This window comes from Dactylosporangium sp. CA-092794 (assembly GCF_050948465.1).
In the GTDB taxonomy this organism is placed as follows: Bacteria; Actinomycetota; Actinomycetes; order Mycobacteriales; family Micromonosporaceae; genus Dactylosporangium.
Genome location: NZ_CP192044.1, coordinates 9,689,113 through 9,708,995 on the forward strand (window position 1 = coordinate 9,689,113; position 19,883 = coordinate 9,708,995).

Consider the following 19,883-nt stretch of genomic DNA (forward strand, 5'->3'; position numbering starts at 1 on the left):
ACTTTTCTATGTTTCGAATAAACTTCCGCGTGGTACTGCTAAAGTCTGCCGATATTCCGGCGCCGCCCTCCGCCCTTGCGCCTCCTGGCGTCGGCACCGACCGTACGCCGCTTGTCCGCCGCCACCGCTACCGGGACCACTGCCGGGACCGCCGCCGGGACAGGGGCTGGGACTTTCGCCGGGACCGGGGCCGGGGCCGGGTCGTTCGGCATCGCCCGCCGGAAGATCCAGCGCTCGGCGGCCGTCCACACTCCGGTAGTCACCAGGTACAGCCCGGCGGCGAGCGGCACGAAGACCGCGAACCCCACCGTCAGGAACGACAGCACCCGCGCGAACCACGGCGATCCGGCCGGCAACTGCCGCACGTTCCACACCGCGATCAGCGCGAGGGCGACGACGACCAGCCATCCCGCGAGCAGCGCCGGGTGCCCGATGAGCCGAGCGGTGAGATCGCCGCCGAGCAGTGTGTGCCCGTGCATGCCGGTGCCGGTGAACTCCCGGTACAACAGCCAGACGAACGGCGCCTGCGCCAGCATCGGCAGCAGTCCCGCGAACGGCCCCGCCCCTTCCTCCCGCAGCAGCGCCGAGGTCTGCTCGGCGAGCACGGCCGGCTGGTCCCGATACCGCTCCCGGAGCTCGGCGAGCCGGGGCGCGAACCGGGCCCGCACCCGCTCCCCCCGATACGCCCGCAGGCTCAGCGGCAACAACAAGCCCCGCAACAGCAGCGTGGCGACGACAATGGCCAACGGCACGGACCCAAGCAGCCCGGCCAGCACAATCAGAACATGGTGAACCACGGAGAGTGACCCTTCTCGGTCAGCGTGAACGTCTCAGCGAGGATTTGGCGCGCAACGCGGCTTCTTGAGCGGGGTTGCTTGCCGCCTCGCGGGTGGAGCGACGAGAACGCCGGACACGACGCCCGGCGCGCGCAGGCGTGCTGCGGGGTTGCTTGCCGCCTGGCCGGTGGAGCGACGAGAACGCCGGACACGACGCCCGGTGCGCGCAGGAGTGCTACCGAACCCGAACCGCCGACAGCGGCGCGGGGCCGCGGTCGCCGAGGGCCGGCTCAAGGCCAGACCCGGGCCACCATGGCCGCGGGAGAAGGGTCAGAACCCGGGCGCTCGGGGCCGCGGCCGGCCGGCGGCATCCGGATCGACAACGCGGATCACCTGTCCGCGAGCCGCCCGAGCCCGGGCGGGAACGGCATGCATCCGCGCGGGCGCGACGGGCGCCCCGGCCACCAGCCGCGCCGCCAGCACAACGGCCAGCGCCGCCAGCACCGCGGTGGCCACGGCGACAAGCTCGCTCGGCGTGGCGACCGACGTCCACGCACCGAGCAAGGTGGTCATCGACCACGTCATGACGTCGATGCTACCCGCCCGCGCCAACACCCGCGGCAGGCCGCACCAGGAGCAACAGCAGCAGCCCGGCGGCGCACAGGAGGGCGCCCATGGCGTACGCGGACCGATAACCGACCTGCGCCGCCACGCCGAACAACGGCCCGGCGACGACCGCACCGACCGGGAACGTGTTCGTAAACAGGGTCGTGGCCCGCCCCGGCCGGCCGGGCATCAGATCCTGCATGTACGAGATGCCGACCCCGGACACCGCGGCGATGAAGAACGCGTTGACCACCTGCGCGGCCCCGAGGACCCAGATGTTCGGCGTCACCGACGCGGCCGCGTAGTAGGCGACCCCGCAGGCCCCGCCGACGAGAATGAGCGTGCGAAGCCGGAACCGGGTCGTCAGGGTGCCGAGCCCGAGCATCAGCGGTATTTCGAGGGCGGCACACAGCCCGAGGATGACCCCCGCCTCGGAGGCCCCGCGGTGCAGATCTTGGCCGACGAACAGCGGCAACGCCTGCACCCCGAGCGTCAGCGGGACCTGCAACAGCACGAACGCGAGCGCCGTCAACAGCAGCACCGCACGCGGCGGCTCGGCCCCCTCGGCTCTCTCGGCCCCCTCGGCTCTCTCGGCCCCCTCGGCTCTCTCGGCCCCCTCGGCTCTCTCGGCCCCCTCGACTCTCTCGGCCCCCTCGGCTCTCTCGGCTCTCTCGGCTCTCTCGGGTCTCTCGGCCATGAGCCCGTCGCGGCCCTCAACGGGCGCGGGGCCTCCAGCCACGCCGACCTCTTCGAGCCGGAACAGCGCCACGAGCGCCGCCAGCGCGTACATCGCCGCGGCCAGCCCGTACACCAGGCGGAAGCCCCCGAGGTCGAGCATGAGCGCACCGACCGGCGGCCCCGCCACCCAAGCGAGCGAGAACACCGTACGCATCGCACTGATGCCGACCGCGACGCGGGCGGGATCATCCCGCTCGAGGATCTGCCGCGCATACGCGAACGTCTGCGGAAACAGCGAGCCCGCCACCGCCGTGGCCGTCACGGTCAGCCCCAGCAAGACCCAGTAATCCCGGACGAACGCCGTCAGCCCGGTCCCCACCAGCCCCGCCACCGCCGCACCCACGAGGATCAACCGCCTGATCGCCCTCCGATCCGACAGCCGCCCAATCACGCTAGCCGCAACCACCCCAGCCAGCGGCGCCGCGACGAGGAACACGGTGACCCGCACCGGCCCCGCATGCACGGCCGTACTGAGAAACAGCGACATGAACGGCAGCACGAGCGCGGGAGACAACCCAACCGCAAGAAACATCAGCCCCAGCGGAACCAACGCCCAACCAACACTTCGCATACGCACCGGGGCGGCCAGGGTCATAACCGCACTGTACCGATAAAGTCGCGATCCCCCGCCCCAGCCCGACCCCCGCCCGCGGCGAGGGCCGACAGACGGCGATAGCGCCGGATGCGAATGCACCACGCAGCCCGAACGCAGCCCCAGACCCAGCGCCGGACGCCACGCAGCCCGCACCACACGCCGCAGAGCACAGCAGCGACCAGAAGTCTCCGCGATCATGCCCCACCCGCCCCCGACACCAACGGTTTTTCATGATCACGGAGCGCTGATGTACACCCGTGTACCGAAAGTCTCCACGATCATGACAAACCCGTGGTGCACCCACCGCGAGCATCATGATCACGGAGACATTCGACCGCGCCAGCTACGCCGGTCGGACATTTCGCCCTCCAGGCGATAAATCCGGAACGTCCGCCGCGGACCCAAGCACGCCGCTGGGCGGGACCGGCGGGGCGGGCTGGGTCGACGGGGCCGAGCGGGCGGGGCAGGACCGGCCGGGGCGGAGCGGGCCGCGGCGCGGCGGGGCGGGCTGGGTCGACGGGGCCGAGCGGGCGGGGCGGGACCGGCCGGGTCGGCGCGGCGGGGCCGTGCGGCGCGGGCGGGGCCGGGCGGCTGGGTCCGCGCAGCCGGCGGGGGCACGACCGGCTGGGTCGGCGGGGGCCGAGGGGCAGGGCCGGGCCGGCTGGGTCGGCGGGGGCCGAGCGGGCGGGGCGGGGCCGGCTGGCTGGGTCGGGCGGGGCGGGGCGGGCGGGGCCGGCTGGCTGGGTCCGCGCGGCCGGCGGGCGGGGCGGGGCGGGGCCGACGGGCGGAGCGGGTGGGGGGTTAGGGGACGGGGGTGCGGGACTTGACCCAGGCGGCGACCTGGGTGCGGGAGTCGAGGTTGAGTTTGTTGAGGATGTTGGAGACGTGGACGGCGGCGGTGCGGGGGGAGATGTAGAGGCGGCGGGCGAGCTCGGCGTTGGTGAGGCCCTCGGCGAGGAGGGTGGCGACCTCGCGCTCGCGGGGGGTGAGGGCCTGGTCGGCGGCGCCGGCGCCGGCGGGGATGGGGGTGGCGAGGCCGAGGCGGCTGCGGAGGGCGGTCAGCTCGGCGAGGCGCCAGCCGGACCAGCGGGCGAGGTGGGGCTCGGCGGCGCGGACCTGGTCGCGGGCGGCCTCGGCGGCGCCCTGGGCGAGCAGGCAGCGGGCGGCGGCGAGGTGGGCGGTGCCGCGCTGGGCGGGCAGCAGCATGGTGGGCTCGGCGGTGGCGGCGCGGTAGCCGCGCAGGGCCTCGGCGGTGTCGCCGGTGGCCTCGGCGAGTTGGGCGTCGGCGAGCCAGCGATACGCATCGTCGAACAGCGGGTCGTCCATCGCGGCGGCCAGCGGGCGCAGCTCCTCGGCGCCCAGGCCGGCGGCGAGGCCGGCGGAGATGAGGTCGTGGGCGAAGTCGCGGCCGGTGACGCCGGTGACGCGGACCGCGTCGAGGACGGTGCGCAGCAGCTCGCGGGCCTGCTCGACGCGGCCGAGCCGGCAGGCCAGGTGGAACTGCAGGCCGGGGACCGACGTCTGGGTGAGCATCGTGTAGGTCTCGGTGGACTGCTCGATCATGCCGCGGATCACCGTGTCGGCCTTGTCGAGCTCGCCCGCCTCCAGCAGCAGCCCGGCGAAGAACACGCCGTGGTAGTCGCTGCCGTTGCGGGTGCGCAGCACGCCCCGGTCGCGGCGGCGGGCGGCCTCGAGCTCGGCGATGGCGGCGCCGAGGTTGCCCTCCTGGACGGCGAGCCGGGCCCGGCCCTGGAAGTAGGACGCCACGGCGAGCGACTCGAACCCGGCCCGCTCCGCGAACACGCGCATCCGCTCCAGCGCCGCGGACCAGTCCGCCGGGCCGCCGGGCAGCAGGTTGTAGAGGTTGTTGAGCGACCGGGCGGCGAGCAGCCACTCGCCGGCCTCCTCGGCCTCCTGCGCGGCCTCGTTGAGCAGCTTGACGCCCTCGTCGACGCCGGCCGCGACGTTGACGAGGGCGGAGCCCTTCTCGACCTTGCCGGCCAGCCAGACGGCGGGCAGCCCGAGCTCCTCGCCGAGCGCGATCGCCATGTCGGCCCAGGCGACGGCCCGCTCGGTGTCGTCGTGCAGCATGTAGGCCTGGGCGATCGCCGCGAACGCCTGCGCCTTCGCCGGCCCGTCGTCGAGGTGCGCGATCTCGGCCCGCAGCTGCGCGGCCCGCTGCTGCATGCTCCCGCTGCTGCCGATCTCCCAGCTGAGCCGCACCAGCAGCCGCAGCGCGTCGCAGCGCTCCTCGCGGGTGGCGGCCGCGTCGAGCCAGCGCCGTCCCAGCTCCTGCGCGTCGTCGAGCAGGCCGGCGAGCCAGGCGGCGCGCGCCCCGCACGAGAGCAGCTCCACGTCGTCGGGCAGCTCGTCGAGGCCCATCTCCGCCAGCTGGAGCGCCTGATAGGGCGAGCCCATCGCCAGGTAGACGTGCAGCCCGCGGCGGGCGGCCTCGACCATGTCGAGGTAGCGCCCGGCCCCCTTGCCGTGGTGCGCGATGAGCGCGTAGTCCTTGCTGCCCGTCGACAGCAGCGTCTCCAGCGCCAGCTCGTGCAGCCGGCGCCGCTGCCGGGCGAGCATCTCGTCGACGAGCGCCTCGCGGGTCAGGGCGTGCCGGAAGCTGAACTCGTCGTCGCCGGTCTCGACCATCAGCCCGCGCCGCACCAGGTCGCGCAGGCCGTCGATGAGCTCCTGCTCCTCGAAGCCGGTGACGGCGGCCAGCAGGTCGAACGGGACCTTGCGCCCGAGCACGGCCGCCGCCTCCACAACGCGCTTCTCCGCGTCGTCGAGGTCGTCGACCTGCCGGCGCAGCGCCTCGGCGATGTTCCACGGCAGCGGCCGGTCGCACAGGGTGTCGAGGTCGGCGTCGCCGTTGGCCTTGAGCAGCTCCTCCAGGAAGAACGGGTTGCCGCCGGTGCGGTTGTGCAGCGACAGGGCGGTGCGATAGGCGGGCGGGCGGCCGGTCGCCGACTTCAGGAACATCGAGGTGTCGGCCAGGCTGAGCCGCTCCAGCCGCACATTGGTGACCGCGTATCGGCGCTCGAGCCGGGTCAGCAGGTCGGCGAGCGGGTGCCGCCGGGTGACCTCGTCGGGCCGATACGTGCCGATCAGCAGGTGACTGCCGGGCAGCTCGGCGATCCGCTCGAACAGCGCGACGCTCTCCGAGTCGGCCCAGTGCAGGTCCTCGAACACGACGATCGAGGACCCCGGCGTCGTCAGGTGGCGCACGATCTCCAGCCCCGCCTGGATCCGGTCGATCATCGACCGGGACGCGTCGGTGACGACCCGCAGCAGCTCCGGGTCGAGGCTGTCGGAACGGTGACAGCCGTCGATGGCGTCGAGCAGCACCTCGAACGGCCGGCTGAGCGTGCCGGCATCGGCATGGCCGTCCAGGACCGGGACCGTGTCGGGCAACCCGGCGATCAGCTCCTGCACCAGACGGCTCTTGCCGATGCCCGGCTCGCCGCCGAGCATGGCGATGGAGGGCTCGGACCCGTCGACGAGCCGTCGCAGTCTGCGCAGCTCGTCGTCGCGGCCGACCATCACCTGGCTCATTCCGCTACGGCTGGCCCGCACAGCACCAGCCTACCGGCGGAGGGACGGTCCTCCGGTTGTGACGGTCGCGACCTGCGCCACCAGGAACGGCGCGCGACGCGGACCGCGCGGCGGTCGCCCAGGTCCAGCCCGAGCAGGCCCTGCTGGCGGTGCTGGAGCTGGCTGTAGAGGAACACCGGGTGCATCATCTCGACTCCTTGTCTCGGTCCCGTGGGGGGCGTGACTTCATCCTGTCGAGGTAAGGACCTGGTGGCATCTGCATCTGTTACGTATTTTGTGTCGGCGGGGCGACCTAGTCATCGGTCGCCGGCTCTAAAGCGAAGCCCCAGAAACCAATGCGGCCCCGGCGCACGGGGCGCCGGGGCCGCACTCCCCCGCGGTTCGGTCGCGAGGGATCCCCATCAGGCGATCACGCGCTCGCGCGACGCTCGGCGCCGCAGCTTCACGCGGCTTGACCAGTGCTTCGCCTCGTCGAGCAGGTGCAGGCGGCGCTGGCGGACGAGCTCGGTGAGCAGACCATCGTGCACGTTCATCATCTCGAGAACCTCGCTGTGAAGCCGTTACCGGACCACTCCATGGTGTCCGAGTAAGGCCTGTGATCCATCGGTATCGCTTACGTAATCCCGAGGGCCCGACATACGTAGACGGCCGCCGACGCCATCTACGTATCCGTAGAAGCGCAGGTTACGGGTGCCGCGCGGCGGGGAACGGGTCCGGGCATGATGCGTATCGGTACCTCCGGCTGGCAGTACAAGGACTGGCGCGGCCGCTTCTACCCCCGGGAGGTCCCGCAGCGGCTGTGGCTGGAGCACTACGCGGCGGCGTTCGGCACGGTCGAGGTGAACAACGCGTTCTACCGCCTGCCGGAGCGCGCGACGTTCGAGCAGTGGCGTCGACGTACCCCCGAAGATTTCATCCTGGCGGTCAAGGCCAGCCGCTTTCTCACCCACGTCAAGCGGCTCCGCGAGCCCCGCGAACCGGTCGCGCGGCTGCTCGGGCGGGCCGCCGGCCTGGGCGGCAAGCTCGGCCCGGTGCTACTGCAGCTCCCGCCGACGATGCCGGCCGACCCGGCCGCGCTCGACGAGACGCTCGCCGCCTTCCCCCGCGACGTCCGCGTGGCCGTCGAGCCGCGGCACGAGTCGTGGTGGACGGCCGAGGTTCGCGACGTGCTGCAGTCGCACGATGCCGCACTGTGCTGGTCGGATCGCAAGGGCCGCCCCCGGTCCCCGCTGTGGCGCACCGCCGGCTGGGGCTACCTACGCATGCACGAGGGACGCGCCACCCCTTGGCCCCGCTACGGCCGCACCGCCCTCGATACCTGGGCCGGCCGCCTGGCCGAGACGTTCGAGGAATCTTACGTGTACTTCAACAACGACCCGGGCTGCGCCGCCGTCACCGACGCCGTAGCCCTCGCCCACCTGGCCCAACGCCGCGGCATCGAGATCACCCGGGCCCCGGGCCGCGTCCCGCGGTGGTCGTAGTCTTCGACCGTGGCCAAGTTCTGCTGCGCGATCTTCGTGGTCGCCGCCTTCCTCACGCTGCTGGTCTGGCAGCGCCGCCGCCTGCTGAACCGCGACCGCGACGACCGCCGGTAGCCGGCAGCCCGTTCAGCACCGCCCGAGGAGCGCCAGGTCGAGCGCCTCGGTCACCGCGCCCACGTGCAGCCCGGGCTCGGGCCCGCCCGGCAGCGTGACGAGCGACGAGCCGACCGCGACCATCCCCAGGCCGTGGCGCGGATGCGGCATCGGCGGGAGCGTCCGCCACGACCCGCCCGCCCCGTCGGCCGGCACGAAGGCCTCGACCTGCGCGAACGTGTGCTCCCCCTCGCCCCCGGCGGCGATCACGACCCCGTCGCAGGCGCCGGTCGCGGCCAGCCCGCCGCGGGCCGTGGGCAGGTCGGGGCGGCGCGTCCAGGCGCCGGTGGCCGGGGAGTACGACTCGACGACGCTCATGTTGCCGCCCGCCGCGGTCCGCCCGCCGACGGTGTAGAACGACCCGCCCGCGGCGGCCCCGCCGAGGTGCTCGCGCCGGGTCGGCGCGCCCGGCCCGGACGACCACCGGTCGGCGACGGTGTCGTAGACGAGCATGGAGTCGGCCAGCGCATCCCGGCCCGGCCCGATCCCGGCGGCGACGTAGATGCGATCCCCCAGCGCGGCGGCCGCCCCCGCGGCCCGGGCCGACGGCATGTCCGCTACGGAGCGCCACCGCCAACCGGCAGAAACGGCGGCAGAAGGACCGGCAGAACTCGGGGGCGGGTCGAGGCGGAACGCGGCCGCGCTCGGGGTGCCGTCCGAGAGGTACCCACCGATGACGTACACCACCCCGCCGACCGACGCGGACATGGCGTGATTGACCGGGAGGGGCAGCGGCGGACCGGCCGCCCAGGTGCGGGTGCGGGTGTCGAAGACCTCGACGGTGGTCACCGTGCCGTTGTCGGCGCGCAGGCCGCCGGCCACGACTACGGAGGTACCACTCAAGGCAGCGGCAACCTCCGTGCGCTGCGACGGCGCATCCGGCAGGCGCACCCAGGACGCACCCGTCGCGATCGATGTATCAGACGGGCCGGCTCCCGACTCTTCTGCAGTGGAGGTGCAGGCCGAAGCACCCAGGAAGCCACCAACGAGGGACGGGACCAGTGCGGCCGTCGACAGCCACGGACGCATGGGGCCAGTCTCGCAGAGACCATCACAAGTTTCAATTCCCCGATATTCGGCGAAAGCCGCACGAACCGGCCGTCGACTCGCTCAGCGTGATGACGGAGCAACGGAACTGGCACGGTGCCGATATTGTGGGTATTCGATGTGGGGACCGGAGGGGGGCCGCCCATATGGGCAAGCGCGCGGTTGGATCGATTCGACTACCCCGGCGCAGGGCACGGTGACCGCAACGGTGAGCAGGGACTCCGGAGCGTTCACCGGTGCGACGGAGACCGTGCTCCACCTGCATCGCGCCGCCAACGCAGTACGCCAGCACGTCGAGCAGGAGGTGCTCCGCCCCCGGCAGCTCACGTGGACCGGCTTCGTCGTGCTCCGCACGGTGTGGGCGGCGCGGCTGATCGAGACCCGGCACGTGGCCGAGCAGGCCGCGATCTCCAAGGCGACACTCACCGGCGTGGTCGACACGCTGTCCGGGCGCGGGCTGATGCGGCGGGTCAACCACCCCGGCGACGGGCGCCTGGTGCTGCTGCAGCTCACGCGCAAGGGCCACCGGCTGATCCGCGAGCTGCTGCCCGAGTCGGAGTCGGCCGAGGCGTTCGCGCTGTCCTGTCTCGAGCCGGCCGAACTCGCCCGGATCACCACTGCGCTACGTGGACTGGTCGATCACCTGGAGCGACCCCGCTAGCCGGACATTGTCCGGATAGCGCCCGATACGGGGAATTACGTCATTCCGGCGGCTGCCGATCGTTGGAGAAAGACCAGAACAGTGGCATAACAGTCAGGCCCTCGCAGCAGTCGAAGGGGCCTTGCTGGACTACTGTTCGACCCAGCGACGGCCGGTCGTACCGCTCCCGGAATAGGGCGTCCGAACGGGCATAACGGTTACATCCAGCACGGTCTTTCCAGAATCCGGCGGACAGACCAAACTGCACGTGAACAACACTCAGATCCGCGACGGAAGACCGTGGAAGGACCCCGATGACCGAGGCAGGCAAACACGACGACGCCGGCGAGTCCGGCACGCCGGACCTGCCGCCGCTGCGCTCGGCCGCGCCGGCCAAGCGCGCCACCGTGGGCGATCTGACCCAGAACGACCCGGTCCGCATCGACGACTACCGGCTGATCGGCCAGCTGGGCATCGGCGGGATGGGCACGGTCTATCTGGCGCAGTCCCCGGAGGGCACGCGGGTCGCGGTCAAGCTGGTCCACCAGCACCTGGCCCGGGACCCACGCTTCCGGGTGCGCTTCGCGGGCGAGGTGCGCGCCGCCCAGCGGGTGCCGGGGTTCTGCACGGCCCGGGTGCTGGATTCCGGGGTGTACGAGGAGCGCCCGTACCTCGTCACGGAATATATCGACGGCATCCCGCTGTCGCGCCTCGTCGCCGACGACGGCCCGCTCGACCCGGCGATGCTGCACAGCGTCGCACTCGGCGTCGCGGCCTCGCTCGCCGCGATTCATAACGTTGGTTTGGTACATCGCGATCTCAAGCCGAGCAATCTCATGATCACGCTCGGCGGGGTGCGCATCATCGACTTCGGCATCGCCCGGGCACTCGACGCCGCCAGCGACATCACCGGCACCGGCAACATCGTGGGCAGCCTCGGCTGGGCCTCCCCCGAGCAGCTGCGCGCCGAGGAGCCGACGGCGGCGATGGACATCTTCGGCTGGGGCTGCCTGGTCGCGTTCGCCGCGACCGGCCGGCACCCGTATGGCGGCGAGGAGGCGGCCGCCCGCGCCTGGAAGATCCTCGAGGGCGACCCCGACCTCAGCGGCGTGCCCGACCCGGTCCACGACCTGGTCGCGGCCGCGCTGAGCCGCGACCCGGCGGACCGCCCCGACGCCCGGCAGCTGCTGCTCGGACTGGCCATCGACGACCTCGAGGCGGTCACGGTCCCGGTCCAGCGCCGCTGGCTGCGCGGCGCACCGCAGCTGTCGCGCCGGCGCGTGACGTCGATGGCGATCGCGGTACCGATGGCGCTGGCCCTGGTCTTCGCGGCGGCCGAGACGACGTCGGACCTCATGGGCGGCAACCCCGGCTCCGACTCGCACCACGGCACCACCGGCGGCGACTCGGTCACGACCAACCTGTCGCCCCAGCCCGGCCCGCACGTGACCGCCGGCAACGGCCCCGGCGTCCGCCCCAACAACGGCCCGACCCAGACCCTGATCGGCAACCCGACCAACGTCGCGCAGACCCCAGCCGCGACGCTGACCGACGGCGGCCCGGCGACCCCGACGACGACGCCGAGCGCGCCGATCACGCCCACCACGACGGCGGCCCCGCCGCCCACCACGCCGGCGGACCCGACCACGGCGCCGCCGCCCCCACCGCCCACGACGACCGATCCGACGCCGACCGGCGGCCCGATCGACGGCGCCGGCGCGCTGCCGATCGCGGCGCAGTAGCGCTCAGAGCACGTGCTCGCGGAAGCGCCGGATCGTCTCCTCGAGCACCTCCGCGCCGGGGCGTGACCACACGTCCTCGTGGAACACCTCGACCTCGATCGGCCCGGCGTAGCCGGTCGCGTCGACGGCCTCGCGGAAGCGGCGCAACTCGATGCAGCCGGTCCCGGGCAGCCCGCGGCCGAGCAGCACACCGGCCGGCAGCGGCGTGATCCAGTCGGCGACCTGGAAGCACGCGATCCGCCCGCCGGCGCCGGCCCTGGCCAGATCCGTCCAGACCCGGTCGTCCCACCACAGGTGGTACGTATCGATCGCCACCCCGACGACCTCCGCCGGATACGGCGCCGCCAGATCGAGCGCGTTACCGAGCGTGGCGACCGCGCAGCGGTCCGAGGCGAACATGGGGTGCAGCGGCTCGATCGCCAGCCGTACGCCGGCCGCCCGCGCGTGCGGCACCAACTCCCCGACCGCGTCGCCGATGCGCCGCCGGGCGCCGTCGACGTCACGGCTACCCTCGGGCAGGCCGCCGCTGACCAGGACCAGAACCGGCGCGCCGAGCGTCGCGGCCTCGTCGATGGCCCGCAGGTTGTCGTCGCGCCAGTCCTCGTCGGTGAAGAACCCGCCGCGGCACAGCGTGGTGACGCTGAGGCCGGCGGCGCGGACGAGCGCAGCGGTGCGCTCGACGCCGAAGGTCGCCACCTGATCGCGCCACAGGCCGATGCCCGGCACGCCGGCGGCGACGCAGCCCGCGACGGTGGCGTCCATCGGCCAACGCTTGGTGGTCGCCTGATTGAGCGAGAACCGCGACAGGTCGGACATTTTCCCTCCGTCACCTTTGTTGTTGTCGCCCGCGGTCCGCGTGCGACTCCGGGCCGGAAATATCCGCCGCTCCGCGACGGATATTTCCGACATTTCGGTTATGTGGCGAACCCGCCGCACCCTTGCGGGCAAGGCGTCGAGCGCCGCACCCCGACCGAGGCCAAGCCGCCGCCGGGCGAGGCCGGGCCGGGCCGGGGGCCGGGCCGGGGGCCGGGCCGGGGGCCGGGCCGGGGGCCGGGCCGGGGCCGAGCGCGAGCCGAGCCGGGGCCGAGCGCGAGCCGAGCCGGGGCCGAGCGCGAGCCGAGCCGGACGTATGTCTCCGCGATCATGCGCGTGCCGCAGCCGAACCGCGGGTTTCCCATGATCCCGGAGACTTGTGGTACACAGGTGTACACGTTCGCTCCGTGATCATGAAAAACCCGTGGTGTCGCAGCGGGTGCGGCATGATCGCGGAGACTTCCGGTCGCTGCGCTGTGCTCCGCGGCTTGCAGCGCCCGCCGTGCGGGACCGCCCAACGTGCGGCGACCCGCATCACGGATCGTGCTCGCCGCGCGTGCCTGGACGCGCGCAGGACGGGTCTCGCCGGCCACCGGCCACCGGCCACCGGCCACCGGCCACCGGCCACCGGCCACCGGCCACCGGCCGCCGGCCGCCGGCCGCCGGTGGAACGGTCGCCAGCCGCCGGCCGCCGGTGGAACGGTCGCCAGCCGCCGGTGGAACGGTCCGACGCCACAGGAAGGCCGAGGTCGCAAGAGCGCGCATCCAGTTCCACACATAACCGAAATGTCGGATTTATCCGTCGCGGAGCGGCGGATAAATCCGCCCAACACCGGTGCATCTCTCGGATACCGGGCTTACAGGTCCAGCGGTGGGATCTCGAGGCGCCGGCCGGTGCGGGCCGATTCCAGGCCGAGCTCCGCCAGCTGGACCCCCCGCGCGCCCGCGGCGAAGTCCCACGGGAACTCCGCGTCCTCGTGGACGTGGCGCAGGAACTGCTCCCACTGCACGCGGAAGCCGTTGTCGAACGGTTCGTTGTCGGGAACGAGCTGCCACTGCTCGCGGAAGCGCTCCGTCGCCGGCAGGTCCGGGTTCCACACCGGCTTCGGGGTGGCGCCGCGGTGCTGGATGCGGCACTCGCGCAAGCCCGCGACGGCGGAGCCGTGCGTGCCGTCGACCTGGAACTCGACGAGCTCGTCGCGGTAGACCCGCACGGCCCACGAGGAGTTGATCTGGGCGATGATGCCGCCGTCGAGCTCGAAGATGCCGTACGCCGCATCGTCCGCGGTGGCCTCGTAGGGGGTGCCGGACTCGTCAACGCGGGACGGGATGTGGGTGGTGACCGTCGCCTGCACGGTGCGGACCGGGGCGAAGATGCGCTCCAGCACATACTGCCAGTGCGGGAACATGTCGACCACGATGCCGCCGCCGTCCGCGGCCCGGTAGTTCCACGACGGGCGCTGGGCGGCCTGCCAGTCGCCCTCGAAGACCCAGTAGCCGAACTCGCCGCGGACGGAGAGGATGCGGCCGAAGAAGCCGCCTTGCACCAGGCGGGCCAGCTTGCGCAGGCCGGGCAGGAACAGCTTGTCCTGCACCACGCCGTGCTTGACGCCGACGGCGCGGGCGGCCCGGCAGAGGTCCACGGCGGCGGCGGTGTCGTCGGCGAGGGGCTTTTCGGTGTACACGTGCTTGCCGGCCTCGATCGCGGCCCGGATCGCCTTCTCCCGCTGCTGGGTGACCTGCGAGTCGAAGTAGATGTGCACGTCGGGGCGGGCGAGCACGGCGTCGAGGTCGGTCGTCCAGTCGGTGAGGCCGTGCCGCTCGGCGATCTCGGCCAGCTTGGCCGGGTTGCGGCCGACCAGGACCGGCTCGGGCCACAGCCGCCGGCCGTCGGCGGTGGGCAGGCCGCCGTCGGAACGGATGGCCAGCAGCGAGCGGACCAGATGCTGGCGGTACCCCATGCGGCCGGTCACGCCGTTGATCGCGATGCCGATCGGAACGCGGTTCACGGAACTCCTTACGCGGCGGGCGGGATGTAGGTCTCGAGCAGGCCGCACATGCCGTGCTTGCCCCGCTCGGTGGGCGCGGGCAGCACCTCGATGCCGCCGTTGGCCAGGTGCGCGATCTCGGACTTGTCGAGCGCGTCCAGCTGCCGGCCGGTCTCCAGCGCCACTTCGAGGGCGCCGGATTCCCAGCGCTTGCGCCAGTCGGCGAGCTTGGGCGCGACCAGCGCGGCGGCGGCGCGGCAGAAGTCGGTGAACGCGCCGGGCCCGGCCGAACGCATGGCGAGGAACCCGGTGACGGCCAGGTCGCGCCGGCGGTAGGCGGGGGCGAGATCGCTGCCGGAGCCGCCGGGCAGGGTGGCCGCCGCCCGGTAGGCGGCGGGATCGGCGAGGACCTCGGGCGGGAAGGTCAGCACCGCGTCGCCCGCCTCCGGCAGGCCGCTGTTCTGCATCAGCACCACGATCTGCAGGCCGCCCTCGTTGACGAGCCGGTGGATGGTGCCGGGCCGGAACCAGGCGACCGTGCCCGGGCTCAGCGGCGTCTCGCGGTAGCCCTCCCCGGACAGCGTCTGCACGTGGCCGGAGCCGGCCACCACCACATACCCCTCCGAGCACGTCAGGTGCATGTGCGGCGTGCCGCCGTGCAGCCCGTCGGGCGCCGTCGTGTCGTACACCGATAGCCGCGACACACCGACCGCACCGGGCAGATGGGACATCGCAACCCTCCCGGGACTCAGGAAACCGCTTTCCCGAGGCTAGCCGGTACGCTGAGCGCGGGTCAATGGAGAGGGGTCTGCGATGGCGACGCTCGCCGATGTCGCTCGCCGCGCGGGCGTGTCACCGGCCACCGCATCCCGGATCGTCAGCGGCAGCACGAAGCTGGTCACCGACGAGCTGCGGGCGCGGGTGCTGCGGGCCGTCGACGAGCTGCACTACGTGCCCAACGCGCACGCCCAGCTGCTGGCCCGCGCCCAGCGCACCGCCGTCGGCGTGATCGTGCACGACGTCTCCGACCCGTACTTCGCCGAGATCACCCGCGGCCTGCAGCAGGTGGCGACCGCGCACGGCCGGCTGGTCATCATCTGCAACAGCTACCGCGACCCGAGGCGCGAGCTGGAGTACGTCGAGCTGCTGCGCGCCCAGCAGGTCGCCGCGATCGTGCTGGCCGGCTCCGGCTACCACGACGCCGCGTTCACCCGGTCGCTGAAGGCCAAGCTCGCCGCGTACACCCGCACCGGCGGCCGGGTCAGCGTCATCGGCCGGCACGAGCTGCCCGGCGACGCCGTCATGCCGGCCAACGAGGAGGGCGGCTACCTGGCCGGCGCCGAGCTGTTCGGCGGCGGGCACCGCAAGGTCGGGGTGATCGCCGGCCCACGGGTGCTCACCACGACCACGGACCGGCTGGCCGGGCTGCGCCGGGCCGCCCGCGAGTCGGGCCGCACGCTGCCGGCGCGGCGCATCGCGTACGCCGGCTTCGACCGCGACGGCGGCGCCGAGGCCACCGCCGCGCTGCTGGACGCCTCCCCCGACCTGACCGCGATCGTGGCGCTCAACGACTCGATGGCCGTCGGGGCGCTGAGCACGCTGCGGGAGCGCGGGATCGCCGTGCCGGAGCGGGTCAGCGTGGTGGGCTTCGACGACATGCCGATCGCCCGCGACGTGACCCCGGCGCTGACCACGGTCCGGCTGCCGCTGGCCGACATGGGCGCCCGGGCGATGTCCCTGGCGCTGGACGGCACCGACGACGCCGCGGCCCGCATCGAGCCGGCGCCGGCGGTCCTGGTGCGCCGGGCCAGCAGCCAGCCGTTGACCTCCTGATACGAGGGCAGCCCGGCGCGGACCGGCGCACTTGCCCGTACCGCTGCGGCAGTCTCGACGGTCGCGGCCAGGCCTGGCCGGCGCCCGCCTGCGCGAACGGTTCTTCGCCGAGCGATGGCTCATCCGCATCGGCTCGGGCCGCGCCGTGAAGCTCACGCCCGCGGGCGCCGCCGCGCTGCGCGACCTGCTGGGTATCGATTAGCTTTCGCCGCCGCTGGGTAGACAGCGCTCATCAACCTGGCTTCTCCTCCCGGAGGCTGACGTGTTCGCTGTGATCGCCGCGATCCTGTTCGCGGTCGCCCTGCTGATCGACCTGCTCGGCATCAACTCCGGCCCGGTGCTCGACGTCGGCACGCTGAGCCTGGCCGGCTTCCTGTGCATCGCCCTGCACCTGGCGGGCGCGGGCGCCTGGACGACCACCCGCTGGGCCAGCCGCCGGCGCCGCTACGCCCGCCGCTGACTCCGCGCGAATCACCGAGTTCCGATCAGCGATAGTTGCCACTGCGTTCCCGTGACGCTCTGCAGGCCGTCGGATTTCTGCCGTGCACCGTTCCCGCGGCCTGCACAAGCGCTGCATGTAGGGTCGGGTCTCGTGATCGTGTGGCTCAACGGCACTCACGGTGCGGGCAAGACGACGACCGGTGCGCTCGTGCAGCCGCTGATCCCGGATTCGCGGGTGTTCGACGCGGAGAAGGTCGGCGGGACACTCATGGACATCACGCCGGGGCTGCCCGAGACGGACAACTCCCCGTTCCGCCTCAAGTACCTCGAGCCCTATGCCGAGGCGGCCCGCACGTGGCTGCATGCCGAGGCCGAGGTCGTCGACACCACGCACCTCACGCCGGCCCAGGCCGCCCTGCAGATCGCGGAGGCCGTCAAGAGTTGAGGCGTGGGATTTTGCGTCGCTGCGCATCGTTCGTTCGTGGATACTGCCGCCATGAGAGGGCCGCAGGGGTGGGCGATTGCTCATGTGACGGCGTTGGCGGCCGGCGAGGCGGTGGATCCGTCGTGGCGGGTGACGTTGCATTTTCACCCTGATCGGCTCGTGGCCGGTGTGCCGATGCTGGAGGTGCTGGCCCGTGAGGGGCTGTACCGGTCGCAGTTTGAGACGGGGACGAGTAATGGCGGGCTTACTGCCCATCACGGCGGCGACCGGTGGCGGTGGGAGAGCCGGATCTTCGCGGGGGCGTATGACGAGGCGGCGGCCTCGGAGCGCCCCAAGTACGGGTCGTTGAACTTCCGGATGCGTTCGGTCGGCGGCTCGCCGCGTTTCGGCTCGGCGTACCTGCGCGTGGCCGCAGGTGCGCTGGCCCGCACGACGTTCTGCTATCCGGACAGCTTCTTCGAGCCCGTGCATTTCGGTGTGGCGTCGAAGATGTCGGCCCTGGTGGCGATGGCCGAACGGGATGAGACGGATCCGCTCGACGACTACATCGAGGCACAGGTTCACGGCATTGTGGATCTCACCCGGGATGTTGAAGCCGTCGTCCTTGATCCCTGTTACCGCGGCTCCTCGGTCGAGACGATGGCCGGCCGGCTGGGCTGCCCGGTGCAGTGGCACGGCGGCTTCGTGCTGACCAGTACCGAGCTTCGCCGGCATCCGGAGTACCGGGGATCGGAGTTCGTCAGCCTCGGTCTGTCGTTGGCTCGTGGTGGGCGACTCGACCCGCGGATCATCGGAGCTGCGGCTCGAACCGGTCGATACGATGAGCAGGCGCTCAAGCGGGTCTGGCACTACGTGGCCAGGTTCGGTAGCCCCGAGATGCGGGGATGAAGAGAGTGCGTGAGGGCCGTCAGACGTGTTCCGGGCGGAGGCCGACGCCGATCAGGCGGGCCGGGAGCGTGCGCAAGGGTGGGTAGCGGTCCAGCAGGCGTAGCGGCAGGGGCGGGGACAGCGGGCGGCCGGTGAGGGCCGGCGCGAGCACCGCTCGTTGCAGGGCGCGCTGGAGAAGTTGGGTACCGGCCGTGGGCAGGGCGCGGCGGCGCTGGACCGTGGCCAGCTCGCGCTCCGTCGGTGGGCGGCCCGAGGCGAAAGCGTCGCCGATCACCCGGGCCGCGGCCACCGCGTCCTGGATCGCCAGGTTGATGCCCACGCCGCCGACCGGGGACATCGCGTGCGCCGCGTCGCCGATCAGCAGGGCGCCGGGGACGTGCCAGCGGTACAGCCGGTCCATCCGGACGGTCAGCGTGTGGACCTGCTCCCAGCCCTCGATCTCGCTCACCCGGTCGGCGAGGTAGGGCACGCTGTCCGCGATCCCGGCCCGGAACGCGGGCAGGCCGGCCGCGCGGAGCTGCGCCTCGCCGCCCTTGGGTACCACCCAGCCGATCTGCCAGTAGTCGCCGCGGTCGATGCCGACGAAGAGGCGGCCCTCGTCGATGCGGCCGGCCAGGCCCTCCGGATCGGCAGGCCGGCGCGAGAGCCGGAACCAGAGCACGTCGATGGGCGCGCCGAAGACCTTTGAGCGAAGGCCTAGCTCCCGGCGTACCGTCGAATCGCGCCCGTCGCAGGCGACCGTGAGCGGGGCGACCACCTCGACCGGCCCCTGCGTTGTCCCTGCGGTGACGCCGACCACCCGCCGGTCGCGGCGGTTGACGGCGATCACCTCGGCCTCGCGACGGAGCGCGAAGTCGCCGCGCGAGACGAGCAGCTCCAGGAAGTCCCACTGGGGCAGCATCATGACGTAGGGGTGCGGCGTCCGCAGCCGCTCGAAGTCGACCGGGCGGTAGGTCCCGGTGGCGTAGGTGACCTGGAGCTGGCGCACGACTCGGTGCGGCAGCCGGACCAGGTCGTCGTAGAGGCCGAGCTCGTCCATGAGCTGCAGCGTCGACGGGTGCACGGTGTCGCCGCGGAAGTCGCGCAGGAAGGTCGCGTGCCGCTCCAGGACCACGGCGCCGACCCCGCGCCGGCCCAGCAGCAGCGCCAGGACCAGCCCGGCCGGCCCGCCGCCCACGATGCACACGTCGGCCTTGACGACCATGCCTGAGCCCATCCCCGATCCGCGGGCGGACAAACGTCCGCCGGGTTACAGGGTGGCGGGGTCGGTGTTCGCCCCGCACAGCACGACGACCGCCGCGCCCGGGTCGGCGACGAGGTCGAGCCCGGCGAAGGCGGCCGCGGCCCCGTGCTCCACGGCGAGGCGGTGCTCACGCCACAGCCGGTGGCGGGCATCGACGATCGCCTCATCGCTCACGAGAATGCTTTCGACTTTATGGTGTACCGCCAAATCAAAGGCGATCCCGCCGACCCGACGGGCACCGAGCGAGTCCGCGGCCACGCTCTCCACCGGGACGTCGACCGGATGGCCGGCGGCGAGCGCGGCATGCAGGGTCGGCGCCCCGACCGGCTCCACGGCCACGATCCGGGCCCGGTCGCCGACGGCGGCGGCGATCCCGCCGATCAGCCCGCCGCCCCCGACCGCGACGAGGACCGTGTCGGCCTCCGGCAGCTCCAGCCCGACCGTGCCCTGTCCGGCGACGATCTCCGGCTGGTCGTAGGCGTGCACGACCAGCGCCCCGGTCTCCGCCGCCCGGGTCTGCGACGCGGCGTGGGCCTCGGCATACTCGCGGCCGTGCTGGTACACGACGGCGCCGTACTCCCGCAGCCGCGCCACCTTCGTCGCCGGCGCCGTCACCGGCAGGAACACCTCGGCCCGCACGCCCAGCCGGGCCGCCGCGTAGGCCACGCCCAGCCCCGCGTTGCCCCCGGACGCTACGACTACCCCGCTGTCCGGCAGCGCCCCCGCTTCCCGCGCGGCGAGGATCCGGTTGAACGCGCCCCGCGCCTTGAACGACCCGCTGTGCTGCAGCAGCTCCAGCTTGAACCAGAGCCCGGGGCGCACCTCGTACGACGGGGTGTGCCGGACGTGCCCGCCGATCCGCCGCGCCGCCGCTTCGATGTCAGTCTTGTCCACCACGA

At 72.9% G+C, this 19,883-nt stretch carries 20 protein-coding genes; 8 read left to right on the forward strand and 12 right to left on the reverse strand.

The features are described from left to right. Nucleotides 1-38: 38 nt before the first annotated feature. The 6 genes from ACQPXD_RS41470 to ACQPXD_RS41495 all read right to left on the reverse strand — a co-directional run bounded on the left by ACQPXD_RS41470 (nucleotide 39) and on the right by ACQPXD_RS41495 (nucleotide 6,806). A complete protein-coding gene (locus tag ACQPXD_RS41470; protein WP_432828054.1) occupies nucleotides 39-797 on the reverse strand; it encodes a YidC/Oxa1 family membrane protein insertase in 759 nt (252 codons plus the stop codon). Nucleotides 798-1,106: 309 nt separating this feature from the next. Continuing rightward, nucleotides 1,107-1,361, reverse strand: a complete 255-nt coding sequence (locus ACQPXD_RS41475) for a DUF6412 domain-containing protein (RefSeq protein ID WP_432828056.1) — start codon at nucleotides 1,359-1,361, stop codon at nucleotides 1,107-1,109. Between the two features lie 10 nt (nucleotides 1,362-1,371). After that, nucleotides 1,372-2,715 carry a sugar efflux transporter gene (locus ACQPXD_RS41480; protein ID WP_432828058.1) on the reverse strand — a complete coding sequence of 448 codons (1,344 nt, stop codon included), beginning with the start codon at nucleotides 2,713-2,715 and terminating at the stop codon, nucleotides 1,372-1,374. 801 nt (nucleotides 2,716-3,516) lie between these two features. After that, entirely contained in the window at nucleotides 3,517-6,270 is a 2,754-nt protein-coding gene (locus ACQPXD_RS41485; RefSeq protein ID WP_432828060.1) for a helix-turn-helix transcriptional regulator, read from the reverse strand. Beyond that, nucleotides 6,267-6,458, reverse strand: a complete 192-nt coding sequence (locus ACQPXD_RS41490) for a hypothetical protein (protein ID WP_432828062.1) — start codon at nucleotides 6,456-6,458, stop codon at nucleotides 6,267-6,269. Before ACQPXD_RS41490 ends, ACQPXD_RS41485 begins: the two co-directional genes overlap by 4 nt. A gap of 213 nt (nucleotides 6,459-6,671) precedes the next feature. Then, nucleotides 6,672-6,806, reverse strand: a complete 135-nt coding sequence (locus ACQPXD_RS41495; protein ID WP_432828064.1) for a hypothetical protein — start codon at nucleotides 6,804-6,806, stop codon at nucleotides 6,672-6,674. Nucleotides 6,807-6,989: 183 nt separating this feature from the next. Here ACQPXD_RS41495 and ACQPXD_RS41500 point away from each other — a divergent pair, with 183 nt between their 5' ends. After that, nucleotides 6,990-7,751, forward strand: a complete 762-nt coding sequence (locus ACQPXD_RS41500) for a DUF72 domain-containing protein (RefSeq protein WP_432828066.1) — start codon at nucleotides 6,990-6,992, stop codon at nucleotides 7,749-7,751. A 126-nt stretch (nucleotides 7,752-7,877) separates the two neighbouring features. Here ACQPXD_RS41500 and ACQPXD_RS41505 read toward each other — a convergent pair whose 3' ends face one another. Beyond that, on the reverse strand, nucleotides 7,878-8,747 hold the full coding sequence (locus ACQPXD_RS41505; RefSeq protein WP_432828068.1) for a Kelch repeat-containing protein: 870 nt from the start codon (nucleotides 8,745-8,747) through the stop codon (nucleotides 7,878-7,880). Nucleotides 8,748-9,159: 412 nt separating this feature from the next. Between ACQPXD_RS41505 and ACQPXD_RS41510 the strand changes: the two genes are divergently transcribed. Further along, the gene (locus tag ACQPXD_RS41510; protein WP_432828070.1) at nucleotides 9,160-9,612 is read left to right on the forward strand and encodes a MarR family winged helix-turn-helix transcriptional regulator; all 453 of its coding nucleotides are present in this window, start codon (nucleotides 9,160-9,162) and stop codon (nucleotides 9,610-9,612) included. Between the two features lie 293 nt (nucleotides 9,613-9,905). After that, entirely contained in the window at nucleotides 9,906-11,333 is a 1,428-nt protein-coding gene (locus ACQPXD_RS41515) for a serine/threonine-protein kinase (protein WP_432828072.1), read from the forward strand. Nucleotides 11,334-11,336: 3 nt separating this feature from the next. On the opposite strand, the gene ACQPXD_RS41520 is transcribed toward ACQPXD_RS41515, so the two are convergent. The 3 genes from ACQPXD_RS41520 to ACQPXD_RS41530 form a co-directional block, all read right to left on the reverse strand. Continuing rightward, nucleotides 11,337-12,149 carry a sugar phosphate isomerase/epimerase family protein gene (locus ACQPXD_RS41520; protein WP_432828074.1) on the reverse strand — a complete coding sequence of 271 codons (813 nt, stop codon included), beginning with the start codon at nucleotides 12,147-12,149 and terminating at the stop codon, nucleotides 11,337-11,339. Nucleotides 12,150-13,003: 854 nt separating this feature from the next. Continuing rightward, nucleotides 13,004-14,155, reverse strand: coding sequence for a Gfo/Idh/MocA family protein (locus ACQPXD_RS41525; protein ID WP_432828076.1), 1,152 nt, complete (start codon nucleotides 14,153-14,155; stop codon nucleotides 13,004-13,006). 8 nt (nucleotides 14,156-14,163) lie between these two features. Then, the gene (locus ACQPXD_RS41530) at nucleotides 14,164-14,865 is read right to left on the reverse strand and encodes a cupin domain-containing protein (protein ID WP_432828078.1); all 702 of its coding nucleotides are present in this window, start codon (nucleotides 14,863-14,865) and stop codon (nucleotides 14,164-14,166) included. 82 nt (nucleotides 14,866-14,947) lie between these two features. Between ACQPXD_RS41530 and ACQPXD_RS41535 the strand changes: the two genes are divergently transcribed. The 5 genes from ACQPXD_RS41535 to ACQPXD_RS41555 all read left to right on the forward strand — a co-directional run bounded on the left by ACQPXD_RS41535 (nucleotide 14,948) and on the right by ACQPXD_RS41555 (nucleotide 17,741). After that, the gene (locus tag ACQPXD_RS41535) at nucleotides 14,948-15,967 is read left to right on the forward strand and encodes a LacI family DNA-binding transcriptional regulator (protein ID WP_432828080.1); all 1,020 of its coding nucleotides are present in this window, start codon (nucleotides 14,948-14,950) and stop codon (nucleotides 15,965-15,967) included. A gap of 31 nt (nucleotides 15,968-15,998) precedes the next feature. Next, complete coding sequence (locus ACQPXD_RS41540; protein ID WP_432828082.1) at nucleotides 15,999-16,169, forward strand: hypothetical protein; 171 nt, start codon at nucleotides 15,999-16,001, stop codon at nucleotides 16,167-16,169. Nucleotides 16,170-16,229: 60 nt separating this feature from the next. Next, entirely contained in the window at nucleotides 16,230-16,427 is a 198-nt protein-coding gene (locus ACQPXD_RS41545; RefSeq protein WP_432828084.1) for a hypothetical protein, read from the forward strand. A gap of 132 nt (nucleotides 16,428-16,559) precedes the next feature. Continuing rightward, nucleotides 16,560-16,853 carry a hypothetical protein gene (locus tag ACQPXD_RS41550; RefSeq protein ID WP_432828086.1) on the forward strand — a complete coding sequence of 98 codons (294 nt, stop codon included), beginning with the start codon at nucleotides 16,560-16,562 and terminating at the stop codon, nucleotides 16,851-16,853. A 51-nt stretch (nucleotides 16,854-16,904) separates the two neighbouring features. Beyond that, a complete protein-coding gene (locus ACQPXD_RS41555) occupies nucleotides 16,905-17,741 on the forward strand; it encodes a DUF3626 domain-containing protein (RefSeq protein WP_432828088.1) in 837 nt (278 codons plus the stop codon). Nucleotides 17,742-17,760: 19 nt separating this feature from the next. On the opposite strand, the gene ACQPXD_RS41560 is transcribed toward ACQPXD_RS41555, so the two are convergent. Together ACQPXD_RS41560 and ACQPXD_RS41565 are read right to left on the reverse strand one after the other, a co-directional pair. Further along, on the reverse strand, nucleotides 17,761-18,957 hold the full coding sequence (locus ACQPXD_RS41560; RefSeq protein WP_432828090.1) for an FAD-dependent oxidoreductase: 1,197 nt from the start codon (nucleotides 18,955-18,957) through the stop codon (nucleotides 17,761-17,763). Between the two features lie 33 nt (nucleotides 18,958-18,990). Then, complete coding sequence (locus ACQPXD_RS41565) at nucleotides 18,991-19,881, reverse strand: threonine/serine dehydratase (RefSeq protein WP_432828092.1); 891 nt, start codon at nucleotides 19,879-19,881, stop codon at nucleotides 18,991-18,993. Between the last annotated feature and the right edge of the window lie 2 nt (nucleotides 19,882-19,883).

Excerpts from the sequence above, each read along its gene's own strand:
- ACQPXD_RS41520 (WP_432828074.1), bottom strand. The coding sequence starts at position 12,149 with ATGTCCGACCTGTCGCGGTTCTCGCTCAATCAGGCGACCACCAAGCGT.
- ACQPXD_RS41530 (WP_432828078.1), bottom strand. The coding sequence starts at position 14,865 with ATGTCCCATCTGCCCGGTGCGGTCGGTGTGTCGCGGCTATCGGTGTAC.
- ACQPXD_RS41515 (WP_432828072.1), top strand. The coding sequence starts at position 9,906 with ATGACCGAGGCAGGCAAACACGACGACGCCGGCGAGTCCGGCACGCCG.
- ACQPXD_RS41480 (WP_432828058.1), bottom strand. The coding sequence starts at position 2,715 with ATGACCCTGGCCGCCCCGGTGCGTATGCGAAGTGTTGGTTGGGCGTTG.
- ACQPXD_RS41485 (WP_432828060.1), bottom strand. The coding sequence starts at position 6,270 with ATGAGCCAGGTGATGGTCGGCCGCGACGACGAGCTGCGCAGACTGCGA.
- ACQPXD_RS41555 (WP_432828088.1), top strand. The coding sequence starts at position 16,905 with ATGAGAGGGCCGCAGGGGTGGGCGATTGCTCATGTGACGGCGTTGGCG.
- ACQPXD_RS41500 (WP_432828066.1), top strand. The coding sequence starts at position 6,990 with ATGATGCGTATCGGTACCTCCGGCTGGCAGTACAAGGACTGGCGCGGC.
- ACQPXD_RS41490 (WP_432828062.1), bottom strand. The coding sequence starts at position 6,458 with ATGATGCACCCGGTGTTCCTCTACAGCCAGCTCCAGCACCGCCAGCAG.
- ACQPXD_RS41475 (WP_432828056.1), bottom strand. The coding sequence starts at position 1,361 with ATGACGTGGTCGATGACCACCTTGCTCGGTGCGTGGACGTCGGTCGCC.
- ACQPXD_RS41495 (WP_432828064.1), bottom strand. The coding sequence starts at position 6,806 with ATGATGAACGTGCACGATGGTCTGCTCACCGAGCTCGTCCGCCAGCGC.
- ACQPXD_RS41560 (WP_432828090.1), bottom strand. The coding sequence starts at position 18,957 with ATGGGCTCAGGCATGGTCGTCAAGGCCGACGTGTGCATCGTGGGCGGC.
- ACQPXD_RS41535 (WP_432828080.1), top strand. The coding sequence starts at position 14,948 with ATGGCGACGCTCGCCGATGTCGCTCGCCGCGCGGGCGTGTCACCGGCC.